The sequence below is a fragment of the Vibrio sp. 10N.286.55.E10 genome (assembly GCF_002872555.1).
Lineage (GTDB): Bacteria > Pseudomonadota > Gammaproteobacteria > Enterobacterales > Vibrionaceae > Vibrio > Vibrio crassostreae.
Window position 1 is genome coordinate 1 of record NZ_MCSD01000055.1, and the last position, 450, is coordinate 450.

Consider the following 450-nt stretch of genomic DNA (forward strand, 5'->3'; position numbering starts at 1 on the left):
GCGGCGTTATGTTTTCGGAGGGAAATTGGCAGTATGAACATCGAATTACGAAAGATTAATCATGCAAACTTCTATCAGATCTGCCAGTTACAAGTTGCTGAAAGTCAGCTAAATCATGTCGATAGTAATGCTATTTCACTGGCTGAAGCTAATTTCATGGACTTCCCGTGGTTTCGGGGCATATACGCCAACAATGAGCCTGTAGGTTTCATCTTAATCAATGCTGACACATCATCGGGTAAATTTTCTCTTTGGCGTTTTATGCTGGATAAGAACCAACAATCAAAAGGTTATGGTCGCAAAGCTATAGAGTTACTACGTTTAAAATTATTTAGTGAGTTTGGTGTATTGAATCTTTACACAAGTGTTGTAACTAGCTCAGACAGCCCTAAAGGTTTTTACTTGAATTGTGGCTTTGTCCCTACAGGAAACTTGGTCGCAGGTCGTGAA

Annotated in this window: 1 protein-coding gene; it reads left to right on the top strand. The window is 39.8% G+C overall.

Translation table 11 applies throughout. The annotated features are described in order from the left end of the window. Positions 1 to 33: 33 nt before the first annotated feature. The coding region (locus BCV39_RS19940) for a GNAT family N-acetyltransferase (RefSeq protein WP_102431682.1) at positions 34 to 450 on the top strand (417 nt) is incomplete at its 3' end.